The organism is Flavobacterium sp. IMCC34518 (assembly GCF_027111095.2).
GTDB lineage: Bacteria > Bacteroidota > Bacteroidia > Flavobacteriales > Flavobacteriaceae > Flavobacterium > Flavobacterium praedii.
This window is the reverse complement of the sequence record NZ_CP114284.2, coordinates 1,460,805-1,480,006: the sequence shown is the minus strand read 5'-3', so window position 1 is coordinate 1,480,006 and position 19,202 is coordinate 1,460,805. Positions and strand designations below refer to the sequence as shown.

Sequence of the window (19,202 nt, the reverse complement as noted above, 5' to 3'; positions counted from 1 at the left end):
ATGAATTTATATTAAAATTGAGAGGCAATAGTTTGAGCAGCGTTTACTGCTCCATCCATGTAGCCTGGATTCTGTGTGGCTGTTTCTGAACCTGAAATGTATAATTTGTCTTCAAAAAATTTATTTTTATACATTGCATGCCCATTGTTTTGATGCGCCATTATTAATTGTTCATAGGGAAGAAAGGCAAGGGGCTCCTCTCTCCAAACTTTCTCATAATAGACAGTATAATTTTTCGCTTCCACACCAAAAAAGGCAATGAGTTGTTGAATTACTTTTTCTTTTCTTTCTTCTTTCGAAAGGGTGTTTGTCCCGCCATTCAAGAATCCTTTTAGTGCAAATTTTGTGTGATCTGCACTACTGTGATCGTACATTTCTTGAATGATGCTAGCTTGACTGAATAAGGTTCCCGAAAAATTATTTTCTTTCCAAAAGGCAGTTGGATATTCTACTGCAAATTTAATGGATTCTCCCATCCAAGTATGCGTTTTCTTGGCCAATTGTAATAAAGAATCAGGTAAATTGGGTTCAAATACTATTGTTTTTACTAGCAAATGAGGGGGTAAGGTAGATATCACTTTATCGGCCAAATAGGTTTCGCCTTTTTCAGTTGTAATTTCGATTTGGTTATTTAGCAATTTTAAAGCAATCACTTTTGAGTTGTTTTTAAGGTTGTCCAAACCAATTTTTGCAATCAAAGTGTTTATTAGTTTCGCAGTCCCACCCTCTATTCGATAGGAAGCCGCCTCTGCATCTGGAATTTCAAATTTTTGAGGAGGCACAAAAGACATCGTTTCAAAAAGTGAAATACCACTAGTATGTTGTTTAAAATAAGATAGCTGGAGTTCGTCTAATAAAGCCAAAAGGGAAGGATGTTGTTGACTGAACCACGTAGCACCCATTTCTATAGTTACGCCAGATTCTCCTGAAACAGTCTCAATTCGTCCGCCAATTCTAGAATTAGCTTCTAATAATTGACATTGAATTCCTTTCTTTTGAAGTAAATAGGCAATGGTCAGGCCAGTTAGTCCAGCACCAAGAATGTAAATTTTAGGTTGAGGCATGATTTATTCGTCTTTCGAAAATTTACTTTTCTTGGCTTCTTTTACAATTGGTTTTCCAGCTACCACGACTACAATTTCACCACGAGGTGCAATTTTTTCAAAATGAGTTAAAACTTCACGAGTTGTACCTCTTACGTTTTCTTCGTGTAATTTTGATAATTCTCTACTCACACAAATGCTGCGTTCTTCGCCAAAATAAATTATAAACTCAGCTAAAGTTTTGACTAACTTATGTGGGGAAACATACAAAATCATGGTGCGAGTTTCTTCGGCAAGTTCTAAATATCGGGTTTGTCTTCCTTTTTTTTCGGGAAGAAAACCCTCGAAAACAAATTTGTCATTGGGTAAGCCACTATTGACAAGAGCAGGGACAAAAGCCGTCGCACCAGGCAAACATTCTACTGTTATTCCGTTTTCGATGCAAGCACGAGTCAGTAAAAAACCAGGGTCTGAAATGGCCGGTGTTCCTGCATCCGAAATCAAAGCGATTGTTTCTCCCGCTTTCATTCTAGAAATTAAATTCTCGATAGTTTTGTGCTCGTTGTGCATGTGATGGCTGTACATGTGCGTGCCAATCTCGAAATGCTTGAGCAATTTTCCGCTGGTTCTAGTGTCTTCAGCTAGTATTAAATCTACTTCTTTTAGAATCCGAATGGCACGAAAAGTCATGTCTTCGAGATTGCCAATAGGAGTAGGGACGATATATAATTTTGACATTTTTTTTAAATTAAAAACAATTTGTGGTTACTTGACAATTATATCCATATGTATTAATTAAATTTTTAACATATTCAAGTTCAGTTGGGTTACAACAAATTGAATTTAAATTTGGATTTAAATAAAATGAATAACTAATCGTTGAGCCATTACCAGTACCAATAGTTTTAACAATCAAGTATTCTAATTTATTTGAATAGCAATTTAAATTCGTTAATAGGGGGCAATCACGTGCATCTAAAGTTTTTAATTGGTTAAAAGAACAGTCAATATAGTTTAGTTCTTTTAATCCCTTTAAATTCAAGGATGATAATTGGTTTCCATCGCAATTAAGGGAATTCATTTTTGTACAATTATCAATTATTAATTCTGTTATAGCATTATGATTGCAATCTAACCATCCTAGGTTTGTACAATTGGAAGTATTTAATTTCGTTATTTTATTTGAACTACATTGTAAATCATGAATAATTTTTAAGTCGCTAATGTCTAATGAAGTTAATGAATTATAATTCACACTTAAATATTCCAAATTAGCTAAATGTTTTACTGAGAGTGTAGTTAATAAATTATTGTCACCAGTTATATATTTTATTTTATCAGAATTGTTAATATTTAAGTCACTAATTTTATTACTCTCAAATCTTACTATTTCTAATTTTGGTAATGATTTCAAATTTAGAGATGTTAATTGATTGCCATAGCATAAAAGTTCTTGCAGATTGTTTAAACCTTGTACGTTTAAATTTGTAATTTTATTAGAATGGCAATATAAAATTTCTAATTTTTTAAAACTAGAAACATCTAGGCTACCAATATTGTTATAGCCACAGTATAATCTTTTAAGATTAGGAAATGATTGTAAACCTTCTAAATTCGTAATATTTGCACTTTGAAGATCTAAAGCGCTAACATTTTCGGCTTCACAAACTTGAATAATCCCGTCATCATTTGTATCAATTTTAAATTGAAAACCTTGTAAATTTGTGGCTATAGAGTTAATATCATTTTTTGATGATAACAGTTTTGCTTTAAAATTGGCGTCAGGTATGTTAACTATTTGTTTGCAATCTGGATCAGAATTTATTGTTTTTAATTCATCATTTAATTGATTGTCAGAATTAGAGCAACTTAGGATTACTAGGCTAAAACAAAATAAGAAATAAAAACCAATTGATTTGATATTCATTTTTTTATGCAAATTTAGGATTAAAAAAACGTGAAATAGTATTAAAAATGGAAATTGTTAAAAAGACAGAAACTTTTTCTCAATGATTTCCACAAAGCGAAGTTCATATTCTTCTTTTCCTTCCCAATTATTATAATCAGGTTTTACCATTTCGTCAATAAAAGTTTTGGTTTCTAAAAAAGTGTCAAATGTAATGAGTTGATTAAGAACTCGGTTGTAATCTTCATTATTTCCTCCAAACAAATGTTTGACAAAAGCAATTCGGTCATTTAGTCCAATGGTGATTTCCTTTGCTAATTTGTCATTCAGAGGAACTGGTTTGGGCTCTTCTTTTTCAAATGGTGTTGGTTCAGCAGTTGTAGTCGTTTCTTTTTTAAAATTAAATGAAGGGGCGGAATTACTGGAATCAGATTCTTGCTTTTTTTCCGATGGAGAAACTTTTACAAAATCGGGGTCTATATATTTTCCACCAAGAAGATCATCAAAGGAAATTTGAACCGCTTCTTTTTTCTTTTGAGTTTCTGGTTTTTCAGATTCTATTGGCTTAGTAATAGGTTCAATTTCTGTTTTTTCTAAAACGAACAGTGGTGCTTCAAGGGAGGCAATTTCTTCTTTTTTTTCAGCTATAACTTCTTTTGATTCTTCAATTTCAGCTATAGGTTCTACAGGTATTGATACTGGAATATCATCTTTAGTAGCAATGACTTCTTCTAGTTGCTCTTTGGTTTGTTCGTTTTTGGTTTCTTCAATTTCTGCTGTAGGAATAGGTTCTTCCTCTATGATTTTATCTTCAGGAGATTCTTCTACGGCGGATTTGATAATTGCAGGGGGTCTTTGAAATTCTGGTACAGCAATGTTTTCGAAAAATTCTTTCATTTTCGCTACAACTTCTGCTTGACCAATGGTTGGTTTAGGCTCCCCAAAATGTTCCTCAACAAAACGTAGAACAGCTAATTTTTCATATAGTTTCTGGGTTTCTAAAAACAGTTGATTGACATCAGATTTGTTTTTAAGTTGCAAAATTCTATGTGCTATGCTGATTAAGTCGGCTTCCAATTTTTTTTTCATGGCTTCTGAAATTATAATGAATATGGCTTTTTGTACTATTGTTCTTTGTTTGTAATTGTTGGCAAGGGATTAACTTTTTTTTATTATCGAAATAAGACCTCTCAAATTTCTGAATTGATAAAAATTATCTACTTTTGAAACGAGGTAAAATTGAAGTTTACCCAATTGATTTATTACCGTTACAAAGTAATAAAAACTATTCATTTTTTAAGGTAGAAAAATACAAAATGTTTCTCGAAAACACAGTAAATCATAAAGAGCAGTTTGGTTGGATTGAAGTCATTTGCGGCTCCATGTTTTCGGGAAAAACCGAAGAGCTTATTCGTAGATTAAAGCGAGCACAATTTGCCAAACAAAAAGTAGAGATTTTCAAACCCGCTATTGATACCCGTTATCATGATGAAATGGTAGTGTCTCATGACAGTAATGAAATTCGTTCTACACCCGTTCCTGCTGCAGCCAATATTTCGATTTTGGCACAAGGCTGTGATGTGGTTGGAATTGATGAAGCACAGTTTTTTGATGATGAAATTGTAACCGTTTGCAATGACCTTGCTAACCAGGGAATTCGTGTGATTGTTGCAGGTTTGGATATGGATTTTAAGGGAAATCCTTTTGGTCCAATGCCAGCGCTTATGGCCACTGCAGAGTATGTAACCAAAGTGCATGCCGTGTGTACCCGAACGGGGAATTTAGCCAATTATAGTTTTCGAAAAACCGACAATGATAAACTCGTAATGCTTGGTGAAACCGAAGAGTATGAACCTTTAAGCCGCGCGGCCTATTATCATGCAATGCGGAAAGATGATAAAAATGAGGAGAGTCAAAAAACTAAAAATAAAGACCAAAATTGAATTTAAATACTGCAAATATTGAAAGTATCCTAAAATCGAAATGGAATGGAAATCCAATAGCAGAAACTATAGACACCATTTCAATCGACAGTCGTTCTTTGCAAAATAATCAAAAAACACTCTTTTTTGCATTAACAGGAATCAATAACGACGCGCATATTTACATCAAGGATTTAATTAGCAAGGGAGTTCACAATTTTGTTGTAACCCATATTCCTGAAGGGCTTGAAGGGAAGGCTAATTTTTTAATTGTCCAAAATACATTAGAGGCTTTACAACAAATTGCGGCCTATTACCGAAGCCTTTTTTCATTTCCAATTATTGGTGTGACAGGAAGTAACGGTAAAACGATTGTGAAGGAATGGCTTAACTTTCTATTGAGCCCTGATTATAACGTTATTCGAAGTCCTAAAAGTTATAATTCGCAAGTAGGCGTTCCCTTGTCAGTGCTTGCTATCAACGAGCAGCATAACCTTGGGATTTTTGAAGCAGGAATTTCGACCGTTTCAGAAATGGAGAAACTGCAAAAAATCATTCAACCCACAATTGGAATTTTAACCAATATAGGTTCTGCGCACGATGAAGGTTTTACTAATTTGGAAGAAAAAATAAAAGAAAAAATACTGCTTTTCCAACAATCGGAGGTTTTGATTTATCAAAAAAGTAAATTAGTTGATAACTGTTTATCTTATTGTAGTGGACATATTCCCCATTCGAAGGCTAGAGAGCTTTTTTCTTGGTCTTTCACAGATACAACAGCTACAGTTTTTATATCCAAAAAAGAACATACCCACGACAGTACGATTGTCGAATGCCATTATAAAGGGAATGTTTCGACTTTGCAAATTCCTTTTGTAGACGATGCTTCGGTCGAAAATGTAATGAGTTGTCTTTTGGTTTTACTGTATTTAGAATACGATACCAAAACCATTCAGAATAGAATTGAGTTGTTGTATCCGATTGAAATGCGCTTGAAAGTAAAAAAAGCAATCAATAATTGCAGTATTATCGATGACAGTTATAGTTCCGATTTTCAATCTTTAAAAATAGCATTGGATTTTCTGGAAAGTCAAAAACAACATCAGAAAAAAACCGTCGTGCTTTCAGATATCTTTCAGAGTGGATTGTCAAATGAAGTATTGTATTCTAAAGTCGCCGAATTGATAGTCTCTAATAATATCAGTCGCGTTATTGGAATTGGCGAAACGATTTCAACTTTAAAAACCAAGCTTCCCAATGCAGTTTTTTATAAAGATACCGAAGCGTTTTTATTGCATTTGGGGCAATTGAATTTTGAAAACGAAACTATTCTAATCAAAGGAGCGCGATCTTTTCAATTTGAAGAAATCGTGGCGGCATTGGCTGAGAAAACACATGAAACGGTTCTGGAGATTAATCTGAATGCGATAAGTCACAATTTTAATTTCTTTAAATCAAAACTAAAACCCAAAACCAAAATGATGGCGATGGTAAAAGCATTTGGTTATGGAAGTGGCGGTTTTGAAATCGCAAAATTATTAGAACATCACAAAGTTGATTATTTAGGTGTGGCTTTCGCCGATGAAGGAATCTCTTTGAAAACGGCGGGAATCAAATTGCCTATCATGGTTTTGAATCCTGAAAATACGAGCTTTCCTGCAATTATTCAGCATCAATTGGAGCCAGAGATTTACAGTATAAAAGGACTGAATGCCTTCTTGAAAATCGCAGAGCAAAAGAAACTAAAAGATTTCCCGATACATATAAAGTTAGATACTGGAATGCATCGTTTGGGTTTTGAAGCCAATACAATCGATGATTTGATAACTACTTTGAAAGGAAATCAATCGGTAAAAGTAAAAAGTATTTTATCTCATTTGGCTACAAGTGATGATTTGCAACATATAGATTTTGTAACATATCAAATTAATTTATTCGAAAAATTATCGTCTCAGTTGATGAATGAATTGCAAATTACACCCATTCGTCATATTTTGAATACTTCCGGAATTAGTAATTTTCCACAAGCACAATATGATATGGTTCGTTTGGGAATTGGACTTTATGGCGTTTCTAATGATCCAGAAGAACAAAAATACCTTGAAAATGTAGGGACTTTAAAATCCATTATTTCTCAAATTAGAACCATTCAATCGGGAGAAAGCGTGGGCTATGGCAGACGATTTATAGCAAACCGAGAATCGAGAATAGCCACCATTCCTATTGGTTATGCCGATGGTATTGCTAGGAGTTGGGGAAATGGAGTGGGATTTGTAACCATAAAAAATAAAAAAGCACCCATTCTAGGAAGTGTGTGTATGGATATGCTCATGGCAGATGTCACTGAGATTGATTGCAAAGAAGGGGATTCGGTAGTGATTTTTGGCGAAAGCCCAACAGTAACTTATATGGCGGAGCAATTAAAGACGATTCCGTATGAAATCATGACGAGTATTTCACAACGGGTAAAACGTGTTTTTTATAGAGAATAATAACATTTTGTTTTCAAAAAATAAGTATATTCGTTATTCGATATCTTTGTAAAACTAATTAAAACCAATATGTTATGGGATTCATAAGTGATTTTAAGGCCTTTTTAATGAAAGGTGAAATAGTAAATTTGGCAACAGCAGTAATCGTTGGAGGTGCTTTTGGAAAAATTGTAACCTCTTTTACCAATGACGTTTTAATGCCGCCAATTGGGTTGTTACTAGGGAAAGTAGATTTTAAAAATCTAAAAGTGGTACTTCAAGATGGCGTTCCTGCAGTCATGGAAAAAGGAACGGAGAAAGTTCCTGCAATTGCTGAAGTCGCAATTAATTATGGTGCTTTTGTTCAAACCATTTTTGACTTTGTCATTATTGGATTCTGTATTTTTATGGTATTAAAAGCATATGAAAGGACCAAAAAACAAGAAGTTGTGGTTGAAGCTCCACCTGCTGGACCAACACAAGAAGAATTGCTTACACAAATTAGGGATTTACTGAAGAAATAGACTCTAAGGAACTAAGTTATTAAGGTTTTAAGTTAAATAAAAAAGAACATAATTTCAAATCTCAGGAACTATTTCAAACCCGCTTTACACTATATATTCTAATCAAACCACTCTGTAAAGGGGTGGTTTTTCTATTTTGTTTGATTTATAACAATTTGTTAATTTTTGTGAATCCCCTTGTTATCTTTTGAATATTACTTACTTTTGTACTTCAAAAATAAATATACAAATATAAAACATATACGATGAGAATAGCAGTTGTTGGTGCTACCGGAATGGTTGGCGAAATAATGTTGAAAGTATTGGCAGAAAGAAATTTTCCTGTAACCGAATTAATTCCAGTTGCTTCTGAGAAATCAGTAGGAAAAGAAATTGAATTTCAAGGAAAAAAATACAAAGTGGTAGGAATGCAAACAGCCGTTGATATGAAAGCGGATATTGCATTGTTCTCTGCAGGTGGAGGAACATCATTAGAGTGGGCTCCAAAATTTGCTGCAGCAGGAACAACTGTTATTGATAATTCTTCGGCTTGGAGAATGGATCCAACTAAGAAATTAGTAGTTCCAGAAATCAACGCAGGTGAATTGACAGCAGCAGATAAAATCATTGCCAATCCAAACTGCTCTACTATTCAAATGGTATTGGCGTTGGCTCCATTACATAAAAAATACAACATCAAACGTGTGATTGTTTCTACTTACCAATCCATTACGGGTACTGGTGTAAAAGCAGTTCAACAATTTGAAAACGAAGTTGCTGGTATCGAAGGTGACATGGTTTACAAATACAAAATCAACAGAAACTGTATACCTCAATGTGATAGTTTTGAAGATAATGGTTACACCAAAGAAGAAATGAAATTGGTAAACGAAACCAAAAAAATCTTAAGTGATGATTCTATCAAAGTTACAGCAACTGCTGTTCGTGTGCCAGTTGTTGGTGGACATAGCGAAGCTGTAAATGTTGAATTCACCAATGACTTTGATGTAAACGAAGTAAGAAACATTTTGCACCATACAGATGGTATCGTTGTTCAAGATAATTTAGACACTTTTACTTACCCAATGCCTCGCTATGCTGAAGGGAAAAATGAAGTTTTTGTAGGTAGAATTCGTCGTGACGAAAGCCAAGACAATACATTAAATATGTGGATTGTAGCTGATAACTTGAGAAAAGGAGCGGCAACCAATACGATTCAAATTGCAGAATACTTAATTGCAGCAAAATTGGTTTAATCCATTTTTAGATATTTTAAATCAGAAAACTACAACTTTAAGCGGTTGTAGTTTTTTTGTTTTATTACCTTTGCGGTGATGAAAAGAAAACAGCTCCTACTTAATCTTTCTTTGATTGTTGCAGTATTGTTCTCAATAGTGTTTCAGTCGGTGGACAGTATTGGGCATTTACGAGATAAATTTTCTCAAAAACAATGTCATCATACCTATAATTCTAGCTCTGAATTTACCCATCAGCATCACAGTTTTGAGCATTGTTATGTATGCGAATTTGGCTTCAGTAGTTTTATAATACCAACAAATTATTCCCCAGCATTCTACGCTGACAATTGGAATATCCCTTATTTCTTTGCTAATCCTAAAACCATTATTTCGTTTTCGGGTAGTTTGTATTCCCTTCGCGGACCTCCAAATCGAATCTAAATAATCCTTTATTTTATTTAAAGATAGTACAGTCAAAAGTTATTAGAAACGAAAGAATTGGCTTTATCAGTAAACATAGTTCCTGCCCTTGATAGCTATCGGGGTTCTAATCTTTTTGTCCGCTGGAAAAGCGTTCAAAAAGGATTTTCCCTTTCATCAGGGTTAAAAAGCCAGTATATTACATTTTTACAAACATTGCCCAACATAACGATTTGGGTTGTTGTTTCATTATTACTGTATTTAAGGATAACTTTCTTTTCTAAAAGATTTTTTCGACTGTGTTATTATTCACAAAACCATTTCCAATCACTTGTTACTCTTTTATAGTACACTTTGATTAGGAGCAATAAATTATTCAAATGAAACAATATATTTTGGCTCTATTTCTGGGGCTTACCTCTTTTGTACAAGCCCAAAATTCGATAACAGGAAAAGTTACGGATTCAAAAAACAATCCTTTGATTGGAGTTACCGTCGATGCCTCCGATTTGCACAAATCAACCAAGACAGACGAAAATGGAGTGTACACTTTGTCGGCACTTCCAAATGGAAATTTAACTTTAGTTTTTACTTATTTGGGTTTTTTAACTTTAAACAAGAAGATTGAAAAAGCTCAAAACACAAAAACACTAGATGTTATTTTGGATGAATTGGCTTTTCAAATGGATGAGGTAATTGTCTCTACACCATTTTCTAAATTACAGTCCCAGAATGTGATGAAAGTGGATCGCGAAAGTGTCAAATCGATGCAGGAAAAAGGGAGTGCTACTTTGATAGAAGGCTTAGCTACTATTCCTGGAGTTTCTCAAGTTTCTACAGGAACTTCAATCGGGAAACCTGTAATTCGAGGATTGAGCGGCAATCGAGTGTTGGTCTATACACAGGGCGTACGATTAGAAAATCAACAGTTTGGAGACGAACACGGCCTGGGGCTAAACGATGCAGGAGTAGAAAATGTTGAGGTTATAAAAGGACCAGCTTCTTTGTTGTATGGTTCTGATGCTTTGGGTGGTGTCTTGTTTTTTAATCCCGAGAAATTTGCTTTGGCCAATACTTTTCAAGGCGATTTTGGACAACGATTGTTTTCGAATACGCTTGGAAGTAGTACTACTTTGGGTTTAAAAACATCTACTACAAATTGGAAATACTTAATTCGCGGCGCTTATAATACCCAATCCGATTATAAAATCCCAGATGGAGATCGTGTTACCAACACGCGCTTTCAGGAAATGGATTTCAAAGCAGGAATTGGATACAGTAATGCTAAGTTTTCGAGTGTTTTGAGATACAATTACAATAATTTGGATATTGGAATCCCAGAAGATGGTATTGCAGATCAAACTACAACCAAGAAGACTACTTTCCCCAAACAAGGTGTTTTTAATAATTTATTCTCTTTAAATAATACATTGTTTTTTAGCGATTCAAAATTAGATGTGAATTTAGGATATATTCAGAACGATCGAAGCGAATTTGAAGATAGCAATGTTGCAGTTTTACACATGATTTTGCATACTTTCGATTATAATGTCAAATATTATTTACCAAAGATTGGTAAAGTAGAAACAATTGTAGGTGTTCAAGGAATGTCTCAGGAAAATAAAAACCGTGCCGAAGAGTTTTTAATTCCAAATGCGAAAACCAATGATTTTGGAGTTTTTGGAACTGGAATTTATGACTGGGGTTCAAATTCCTTGCAAGCGGGTATTCGCTTTGACTATAGACATTTAGTTGCTGAAGAGCATGGGGTACTTGGAGAGGAAGGTTATTTTGAAGCACTTCATAAAAATTATGATAGTTTCAACGCTTCATTGGGATATAAAACCAATTTTGATAAGGATTTGACCTTCCGATTGAATGCTGCAACTGGGTTTAGAGCGCCAAATTTGGCAGAGTTGTCTTCAAATGGAGTACACGAAGGTACTTTCCGGTATGAAGTAGGAAATCCTAATTTAAGAACGGAGCAAAATTTACAAACCGATTTGGATTTGGAATATAAAAGCACTCATTTTGAATTTAGTGTTAGTGGTTTTTACAATCATATTAACGATTATATTTATTCATCGCCAAGTGGTGCTGAAATAGGTGGATTTAAAGTGTATGACTACATTCAAAACAATGCCAATTTGTATGGAGGGGAAGTTGCATTGCACATTCACCCGCATCCTTTAGATTGGTTGCATATAGAAAGTAGTTTTGAAACCGTAACTGGAAAATTGCAAACGGGTGGATATTTGCCTCAAATTCCAGCTAACAACTGGGACAATACCATAAAAACTGATTTTGAAATTGGAAAATGGCTTCAAGAAGCATTTGTTACTTTTAATGTTTCAACTACTTTCAGTCAGGATAAAGTTAGCGGTTTTGATATTTCTTCGGATGGTTATACTCTACTGAATATGGGTTTTGGAGGAAAAGTTAAGTTGGGAAAATCTACTTTTGATCTAAATTTAAACGGAAATAATTTGCTCAACAAAACCTATATTCCTCATTTATCGCGACTGGCAACAGCTGGAATACCGAATCTAGGAAGGAATTTTGTTTGCGGTGTAGCTTTTAAATTCTAAAGTGAAATCTGTCGACAAACCACTATTGGAATCATAGAATTGAATTTCACAAGGGATTAAAATAATGCGGAATCAAAACAAAAAACGTATTCCTAATAATTTATTTAGAGTAGTAAAACTAATTAAATTAGATACGATTCCTAGTTTTCTTTGAGAAACAAAATGTCTTAAAAAGAGATAATAAACTATGAATCATAAAAATATAAAAGATTTAAAATTATTTGGATAAAAAATGTATCTTTGCACCCTTAATTAATCGAGGTCGAGTACCTCAAAATTTAATCATAAGATTATGTCAGTAAAAATTAGATTACAAAGACACGGTAAAAAACAAAAACCTTTTTACTGGGTTGTAGCAGCAGATGCTCGCTCAAAAAGAGATGGTAAATACTTAGAGAAAATCGGTACTTACAATCCAAATACTAACCCAGCAACTATCGAATTAAACCTTGATAGTGCAGTGAAATGGTTGCACAATGGTGCTCAACCAACGGATACTGCAAAAGCAATTCTTTCTTACAAAGGTGCTTTATTGAAACACCACCTTGATGGAGGTATTCGTAAAGGAGCTTTAACTCAAGAACAAGCTGATGCAAAATTAGCTGCTTGGTTAGAAGCTAAAGCTGGAAAAGTGGATGCTAAAAAAGAAGGTTTGACTAAAGCTCAAGCTGCTGATAAAGCAAAAGCATTCAAAGCAGAACAAGAAGTAAATGCAAAACGTTTAGCTGCTGCTGCTCAAGCTGAAGCTGACGCAATTGCTGCTGCAACTCCTGCTGTTGAAGAAGTAGAAGCTGAAGAAGCTCCTGCTGCAGAAGAAAATAACGAAACAACTGAAGCATAATTTAGTAGGCGACGATGCGTAAAGAAGATTGTTTCTATTTGGGTAAAATCGCCAAAAAATTTAGTTTCAAAGGGGAAGTTCTTGCTTATTTAGACACGGACGAACCTGAGTTGTACGAAAACTTGGAATCAGTGTTTGTTGAATGCAACAAACACTTGGTTCCTTTTTTTATAGAAAATAGCTCGTTACACAAAAATGATTTCCTAAGAATTCGTTTTGAAGATGTTAACACGGAAGAAGAAGCGGATGCCATTTTAGGCAACGATCTTTATCTTCCTTTAAAAATGTTACCCAAACTTACGGGTAACAAATTCTACTTTCATGAAGTTATTGGCTTTGAAGTAGAAGATAAACGTCTGGGAATTGTTGGTCAAATTCAATCGATCAACGATACCACTGCGCAACCACTATTTGAAGTATTAAATGGTGATGTTGAAATTTTGATTCCCATGATTGACCATTTCTTGGTTAAAATAGACCGTGAAAACAAAAAGGTCGTGATGGATTTACCAGAAGGACTCATTGAAATGTATTTATAACAAAAAAAATAATTTTTTGAACCATTAGATTAAAGAGATTAAGAATACACTTAATGAAACTTAATTTCTTAATGGTTTAATTTTTTTAAATATCATGAGTGTGTCAAAATTTTCCTTTAAACAATTCTCAGTAGAACAAGACCGTTGCGCCATGAAAATTGGCACTGATGGTGTTTTATTAGGTGCTTGGACCCCAGTAGGTCATAATCCTTTTAGTATTCTAGATATTGGAACAGGAACAGGAATTATCGCTTTAATGCTTTCGCAAAGAAGCTATGCCGAACAAATTGATGCACTAGAAATCGATGAGGATGCATACGAACAAGCAGTAGATAATTTTGAAAATTCACCTTGGAGTGATCGACTTTTTTGCTTTCATGCTGGACTTGATGAATTTGTAGAAGAGCCAGAAGATGAATATGATCTTATTGTTTCCAACCCTCCATTTTATACTGAAGATTATAAAACTGAAGACGGGAAACGTGATTTGGCTCGATTTGCTGATGCCTTGCCTTTTGAAGATTTAATTGAAGCTGCAGCATTGTTACTTTCAGAAAATGGTGTTTTTTCGACCATAATTCCATTTAAAGAAGAAGAAAAATTTTTGGCTCTTGCTATTGAATATGAATTGTATCCAATGAAAATCACCAGAGTTAAAGGTACACCTTCCTCTGATATCAAACGCAGTTTGTTGGCTTTCAGTCGCGATAATAAAACATCCGTTATCATTGAGGAATTAGTTATCGAAACTGCAAGGCACGTCTATACTCCTGAATATATTGAACTGACAAAAGATTTTTATTTAAAAATGTAGTTTAATGTTTTTTTTATTTCTATGCTGTTTCTTAATTTATAATCATGATATTTGATTATCCATTTTAATCACATTTGTTATTATAAATCAATTAATGGGTTTCTTTCTTGAAAAACATGTTCAGTAAGGTGTTATTATTTAGTAGTTTGAAAAAAAATAATATTTTTTTTGAGAAAATTAACACAAAAAAACAATTTATTCCTTGTCCTTCAATTCTTTATTTTAAATCTTATTTTTTTTACTAAAAATTACTTAAATTTGATTTGAATCAAAAATTCAATCCTTTTGAATTCTATTTATCAATACGGATTAGTTATCATAATTGATAAATATGAAAATGCTTTTGGATTTCATTTAATATTTGAGAGATGAAAAGACATTTAATACTTCCATTCGTTTTTGCTTTATCACTACAAATAATAGCACAATCTCCGACAATATCGAATAAAAAAATTTCACTTGGAAGTTATGGTCGAGTTGGAATAGGGTATAGTCTTGGAGCTGAAAATAGTGATTTTCCTCAAGCTCTTAATTTGAATGGTATGGGGTCTATTGGAGGTCGTTTTGAAGAGAATGACTACTTTGAATTAGCGGCTGCCATGCACTTTACTCCGACAATTGCAAATAAAGAAACTACCCAGATTAATGTTCAATCGCGATTTTCATTTTATACCACTCGAGGGCAATTGATTGGCAATGTTTCTAACAAATCAATAGGAGGAATTACAACCGCTCTGCCGGAATTATATGCTGAAGCCTTAAACATAATGGGAAGTGATTGGAGTGTATGGTTAGGAGCACGATTATTTAGAGCAGATGATATCCAGATTATAGATCATTTTTATTTTGATGATCATTCAGGTCAAGGAGTAGGTGTTAAATACAAAAAAACTCAATTTTCACTTATTTTTACTGGCTCAATAGATACTACATCGACTTTGCCACCCAATTTCTATCTTAATATTGTAAACGGGACACCTACATTGGGATTGCGAAACAGATATGTTTCCATCTTGGAACATACAATAGATGTAAAAAATGGAACTGTCAAGTTAATGGGTGAATTTCAACGTTTACCTTCTGGTACCACAAAAGATGCTAATTCAAAATATAATTATCCAGCCGATTTTGGCTATGTCGTTGGTGCAAAATACTTCAAAACCATCCCATCCAAAATTTCTGGTTCTTTTAATGCTATAAGTGCTCGATATGGTGCTGGTATTGCCAATGGCGGAGATGGAGGTAGTAGTAGAACTTATGTTACTTATGGAGGACCCAATCTGGAAACAAATAGTTTTAGGAAAGCTTATTCATTGGCATTGACTGAAACTTTCTTGTTGAATATTAATAAAAAATATTCCTTGAATGGATATGCTATTTATACCAAAAGTAAAGGGGCAAGTGATAGTCTAAACACCACTAGTGATTATCTTGGAAAACAAAAATTATTCAATAGAAAACAAGATATCGCTTTTGGAGCACGAGGAACTTGGTATATTAAAAACTGGCTTCACCTGCTTCACGAATTTGATCTTACTTGGAGGAAAGATGGTACGCAAGATTTTGCACAAATGACAAAATTTACTATAGCCCCAACAATAGTGCCTACTGGTCAACAAGATGTTTGGGCTAGACCCCATTTTAGGCTAGTGTATAGTGTAGCACATTATAACCAGTTTGCTGCAGACAACCTATATTCTCCCTATCTAGCTCAGAGTGGTACCAAAAATTGGGGACATTATTTAGGCTTTAAAGTAGAGTGGTGGGTTTGGTAAATAATACTGAATAACCCGTTTTGTGAAATTTAAATTAAAAATAATAATCATATAGAATTATAGATATGTGCTAAATAGGCAAAGAATAATTGGGAATAGTACTTTTTCAGACGTAGAATATCTATTTGAATAGTAAAACTTCTATTTTTTTGTTTTAAAAACTATAAATTATTATGTTTATGTGTTGTAAAAAAAATAATTTCAGCCAATGGGTATTGAAAAATTAAAAATCCCTATCTATAAATAAATAGTGGTAGGGATTTTTAAATGTCAAAAAAAATAAGTTGACAATAATTTGGACTAGAGTAAAGTTTACTTCATATAACTGTTATTTCGATAAACAATAAGTACTCCCTGGATCTATATCTCCTTCTGGAAAGTTTTTACAATAGAAAGTTCTTTTGAGAGTAAAACAATCACCGTCTATACTTACAATATCCATTACTATTCTATCGCCAACTTCGATTTGATTCTCCACTGTTTTTTTAGTGCAGGTTACTTCATATTGACAATCTGTTATCCATTTTACACTCCATACCATTTGAAGGATGCCATTGTCATAACTTTCTTGAGTTGCCCCTTTTATCAGAAAAGTCTTTTTCGGATAGTCTGGATTGAATGCTTTAATATTTTTAAATTTACTGCAATCAAGAGTTTGTGAATACCCAATTGCTCCTACTAGTAGTAATAAAATAAGTGCTGCCTGCTTTTTCATATTTATTTATTGATTAATTTCTTCTTGTATTACTAAATTAAATTATTATTTTGATTGACTTTTCTTTTTTAAATGTTAATAATGACTAGCCTTAATTTGAATTTTTAAAAAAGCTAAAATGCTAATATTGTATAGATTAGATGTTTGTTTTTTAAAATTTAAGTGAACTTTAAAAACTTTTCAAATATATATGTTTATTTAGACAAATGAAAGATGAAATTAGGAGTAACAATTGTTAGTTTTAAACATTCGTTTTTTAATGCCTATCCAACAAGTATATAAAACATCTGCTTTTGCATTTATAACATTTTAGATTAGTTTTGTTATATTTCTTTGTGTAGATTTGTATCACTAAAACGTTTTATTATGAGACCCGATTTATTTCAAGCCCCAGATTATTACAATCTTGACGATTTATTAAGTGAAGAACACAAACTTGTTCGTGACTCAGCTCGTGCTTGGGTAAAACGCGAAGTTTCTCCCATCATAGAAGAATATGCTCAAAAAGCCGAGTTCCCGAAACAAATCATAAAAGGTCTTGGAGAAATTGGTGGCTTTGGTCCTTATATCCCAGAAGAATATGGAGGTGCAGGATTAGACCAGATTTCTTATGGCTTAATTATGCAAGAAATAGAAAGAGGGGATTCTGGTGTTCGTTCAACTTCTTCTGTGCAATCTTCTTTGGTTATGTATCCGATTTGGAAATATGGAAACGAAGAACAAAGGATGAAATACTTACCCAAATTGGCTACTGGTGAATTTATGGGTTGTTTTGGATTAACAGAACCCAATTACGGTTCTGATCCTGGAAGTATGATTACCAACTTTAAGGACATGGGAGACCATTATTTATTGAATGGTGCCAAAATGTGGATTTCGAATGCTCCATTTGCAGATATTGCCATCGTTTGGGCAAAAAATGAAGAAGGAAGAATTCATGGATTAATCGTAGAACGTGGTATGGAAGGTTTTACAACTCCTGAAACACATAACAAATGGTCGCTACGTGCTTCGTCAACTGGAGAATTGATCTTTGACAATGTAAAAGTACCTAAAGAAAATTTACTTCCTAATAAGTCTGGACTTGGAGCACCTCTTGGTTGCTTAGATTCGGCTCGTTATGGAATTGCATGGGGCGCAATTGGTGCCGCTATGGACTGTTACGATACAGCTTTACGTTATGCCAAAGAAAGAATTCAGTTTGACAAACCTATTGCAGGAACTCAACTTCAACAAAAGAAATTGGCTGAAATGATTACTGAAATTACCAAAGCACAATTATTAACGTGGAGACTTGGAGTTTTAAGAAACGAAGGAAGAGCGACAACGGCTCAAATTTCTATGGCAAAAAGAAACAATGTAGACATGGCTATTCATATTGCACGCGAAGCGCGACAAATGCTTGGCGGAATGGGAATCACTGGTGAATATTCAATCATGCGCCATATGATGAACTTAGAATCGGTAATTACTTACGAAGGAACGCATGACATTCATTTATTAATTACTGGAATGGATATTACTGGAATTCCAGCTTTCAAATAGCACTAAACAACTATTAAAGTATTTATAAAGTTAATAGTAAAAGCTTCTTGGAAACGAGAAGCTTTTTTAATTTTACATAAAAAAATCCCCAATGAATATTTCAGCTATAAATTCGAAAATACAAAATCATAAACAGCAATTATTAGATCATTCTTTATATGAAAAAGTAAATACGATTGATGATTTACATTATTTTTTGGAAAACCATGTATTTGCAGTTTGGGATTTCATGTCATTATTAAAAGCATTACAAAATAAATTAACGTGCACTACTATACCTTGGTTTGCTACAGCAAGTCCAGAAACTAGATATTTAATTAACGAAATTGTATTGGCCGAAGAAAGTGATTTAAGCTTTGATGGTCGTCGTTTAAGTCATTTTGAAATGTATATTGAAGCCATGCAAGATTGTGGAGCTGACACTTCTGGTATAGACTGTTTTTTAGAAGAGGTAATTTCACTTCAAAATATATTTGTTGCCATTAAAAAGAGTACACTGCATCCAAATATAAAAGCTTTTCTAGATTTTACATTTAGAGTAATAGAAGAAGGAAAACCACATGAAATAGCTGCGGCATTTACATTTGGCAGGGAAGATTTAATACCAAGTATGTTTACCGAAATTCTAAAAAGTTTTCAATCGAATTTTCCAGAAAGAGATTTGAAAAAATTGCTTTATTATTTTGAAAGACATATAGAATTAGATTTGGATGAACATGGACCAATGGCAATGACAATGATCACAGAACTTTGTGGGGATGATTACAAAAAATGGTCAGAGGTAGAAGCGATTTCAATTTTAGCATTAGAAAAAAGAATTGGCCTTTGGGATGCCATAGAAGAACAAATTATTCGAAGACCTGAAATGGCTTAAGAGGTAAT

The 19,202-nt window shown here is 33.6% G+C and carries 17 protein-coding genes; 12 read left to right on the top strand and 5 right to left on the bottom strand.

The features are described 5' to 3' along the window. Nucleotides 1–11 precede the first annotated feature (11 nt). The 4 genes from OZP06_RS06570 to OZP06_RS06555 are packed head-to-tail and all read right to left on the bottom strand — an operon-like array spanning nt 12 to nt 4,038. On the bottom strand, nt 12–1,064 hold the full coding sequence (locus OZP06_RS06570) for an FAD-dependent oxidoreductase (RefSeq protein ID WP_269224183.1): 1,053 nt from the start codon (nt 1,062–1,064) through the stop codon (nt 12–14). Between the two features lie 3 nt (nt 1,065–1,067). Beyond that, nucleotides 1,068–1,781 carry a 16S rRNA (cytidine(1402)-2'-O)-methyltransferase gene (rsmI, locus tag OZP06_RS06565; RefSeq protein ID WP_281324387.1) on the bottom strand — a complete coding sequence of 238 codons (714 nt, stop codon included), beginning with the start codon at nt 1,779–1,781 and terminating at the stop codon, nt 1,068–1,070. Between the two features lie 10 nt (nt 1,782–1,791). Next, the gene (locus OZP06_RS06560; RefSeq protein ID WP_269224182.1) at nt 1,792–2,970 is read right to left on the bottom strand and encodes a leucine-rich repeat domain-containing protein; all 1,179 of its coding nucleotides are present in this window, start codon (nt 2,968–2,970) and stop codon (nt 1,792–1,794) included. A gap of 57 nt (nt 2,971–3,027) precedes the next feature. After that, nucleotides 3,028–4,038, bottom strand: a complete 1,011-nt coding sequence (locus OZP06_RS06555) for a hypothetical protein (RefSeq protein ID WP_281324386.1) — start codon at nt 4,036–4,038, stop codon at nt 3,028–3,030. A 227-nt stretch (nt 4,039–4,265) separates the two neighbouring features. Between OZP06_RS06555 and OZP06_RS06550 the strand changes: the two genes are divergently transcribed. The 10 genes from OZP06_RS06550 to OZP06_RS06505 all read left to right on the top strand — a co-directional run bounded on the left by OZP06_RS06550 (nt 4,266) and on the right by OZP06_RS06505 (nt 16,060). Next, the gene (locus tag OZP06_RS06550) at nt 4,266–4,892 is read left to right on the top strand and encodes a thymidine kinase (protein WP_269224563.1); all 627 of its coding nucleotides are present in this window, start codon (nt 4,266–4,268) and stop codon (nt 4,890–4,892) included. Beyond that, nucleotides 4,889–7,363: a bifunctional UDP-N-acetylmuramoyl-tripeptide:D-alanyl-D-alanine ligase/alanine racemase gene (locus OZP06_RS06545; RefSeq protein ID WP_281324385.1), complete on the top strand. Its 2,475-nt coding sequence runs from the start codon at nt 4,889–4,891 to the stop codon at nt 7,361–7,363. The genes OZP06_RS06550 and OZP06_RS06545 overlap by 4 nt, the downstream gene beginning before the upstream one ends. A gap of 74 nt (nt 7,364–7,437) precedes the next feature. Next, entirely contained in the window at nt 7,438–7,866 is a 429-nt protein-coding gene (gene mscL / locus OZP06_RS06540) for a large-conductance mechanosensitive channel protein MscL (RefSeq protein WP_269224178.1), read from the top strand. Nucleotides 7,867–8,111: 245 nt separating this feature from the next. Continuing rightward, nucleotides 8,112–9,101, top strand: a complete 990-nt coding sequence (locus tag OZP06_RS06535; RefSeq protein WP_269224177.1) for an aspartate-semialdehyde dehydrogenase — start codon at nt 8,112–8,114, stop codon at nt 9,099–9,101. 78 nt (nt 9,102–9,179) lie between these two features. After that, nucleotides 9,180–9,524: a hypothetical protein gene (locus OZP06_RS06530; protein ID WP_269224176.1), complete on the top strand. Its 345-nt coding sequence runs from the start codon at nt 9,180–9,182 to the stop codon at nt 9,522–9,524. Nucleotides 9,525–9,883: 359 nt separating this feature from the next. Then, complete coding sequence (locus OZP06_RS06525; RefSeq protein ID WP_269224175.1) at nt 9,884–12,091, top strand: TonB-dependent receptor; 2,208 nt, start codon at nt 9,884–9,886, stop codon at nt 12,089–12,091. A gap of 292 nt (nt 12,092–12,383) precedes the next feature. Beyond that, complete coding sequence (locus OZP06_RS06520; RefSeq protein WP_269224174.1) at nt 12,384–12,932, top strand: 30S ribosomal protein S16; 549 nt, start codon at nt 12,384–12,386, stop codon at nt 12,930–12,932. Nucleotides 12,933–12,946: 14 nt separating this feature from the next. Continuing rightward, the gene (gene rimM, locus OZP06_RS06515) at nt 12,947–13,471 is read left to right on the top strand and encodes a ribosome maturation factor RimM (protein WP_269224173.1); all 525 of its coding nucleotides are present in this window, start codon (nt 12,947–12,949) and stop codon (nt 13,469–13,471) included. Between the two features lie 94 nt (nt 13,472–13,565). Next, nucleotides 13,566–14,285, top strand: coding sequence for a methyltransferase (locus tag OZP06_RS06510; protein ID WP_269224172.1), 720 nt, complete (start codon nt 13,566–13,568; stop codon nt 14,283–14,285). A gap of 368 nt (nt 14,286–14,653) precedes the next feature. After that, nucleotides 14,654–16,060 carry a carbohydrate porin gene (locus OZP06_RS06505; RefSeq protein ID WP_269224171.1) on the top strand — a complete coding sequence of 469 codons (1,407 nt, stop codon included), beginning with the start codon at nt 14,654–14,656 and terminating at the stop codon, nt 16,058–16,060. Nucleotides 16,061–16,388: 328 nt separating this feature from the next. Here the strand turns inward: OZP06_RS06505 and OZP06_RS06500 are convergent, their stop codons facing one another. Then, nucleotides 16,389–16,775 (bottom strand): hypothetical protein, encoded by a 387-nt coding sequence (locus OZP06_RS06500; RefSeq protein WP_269224170.1) that lies wholly within the window; start codon nt 16,773–16,775, stop codon nt 16,389–16,391. A 366-nt stretch (nt 16,776–17,141) separates the two neighbouring features. Between OZP06_RS06500 and OZP06_RS06495 the strand changes: the two genes are divergently transcribed. Next, on the top strand, nt 17,142–18,320 hold the full coding sequence (locus OZP06_RS06495; RefSeq protein ID WP_269224169.1) for an acyl-CoA dehydrogenase family protein: 1,179 nt from the start codon (nt 17,142–17,144) through the stop codon (nt 18,318–18,320). Between the two features lie 91 nt (nt 18,321–18,411). After that, nucleotides 18,412–19,194: a DUF3050 domain-containing protein gene (locus tag OZP06_RS06490; RefSeq protein WP_269224168.1), complete on the top strand. Its 783-nt coding sequence runs from the start codon at nt 18,412–18,414 to the stop codon at nt 19,192–19,194. Nucleotides 19,195–19,202 lie beyond the last annotated feature (8 nt).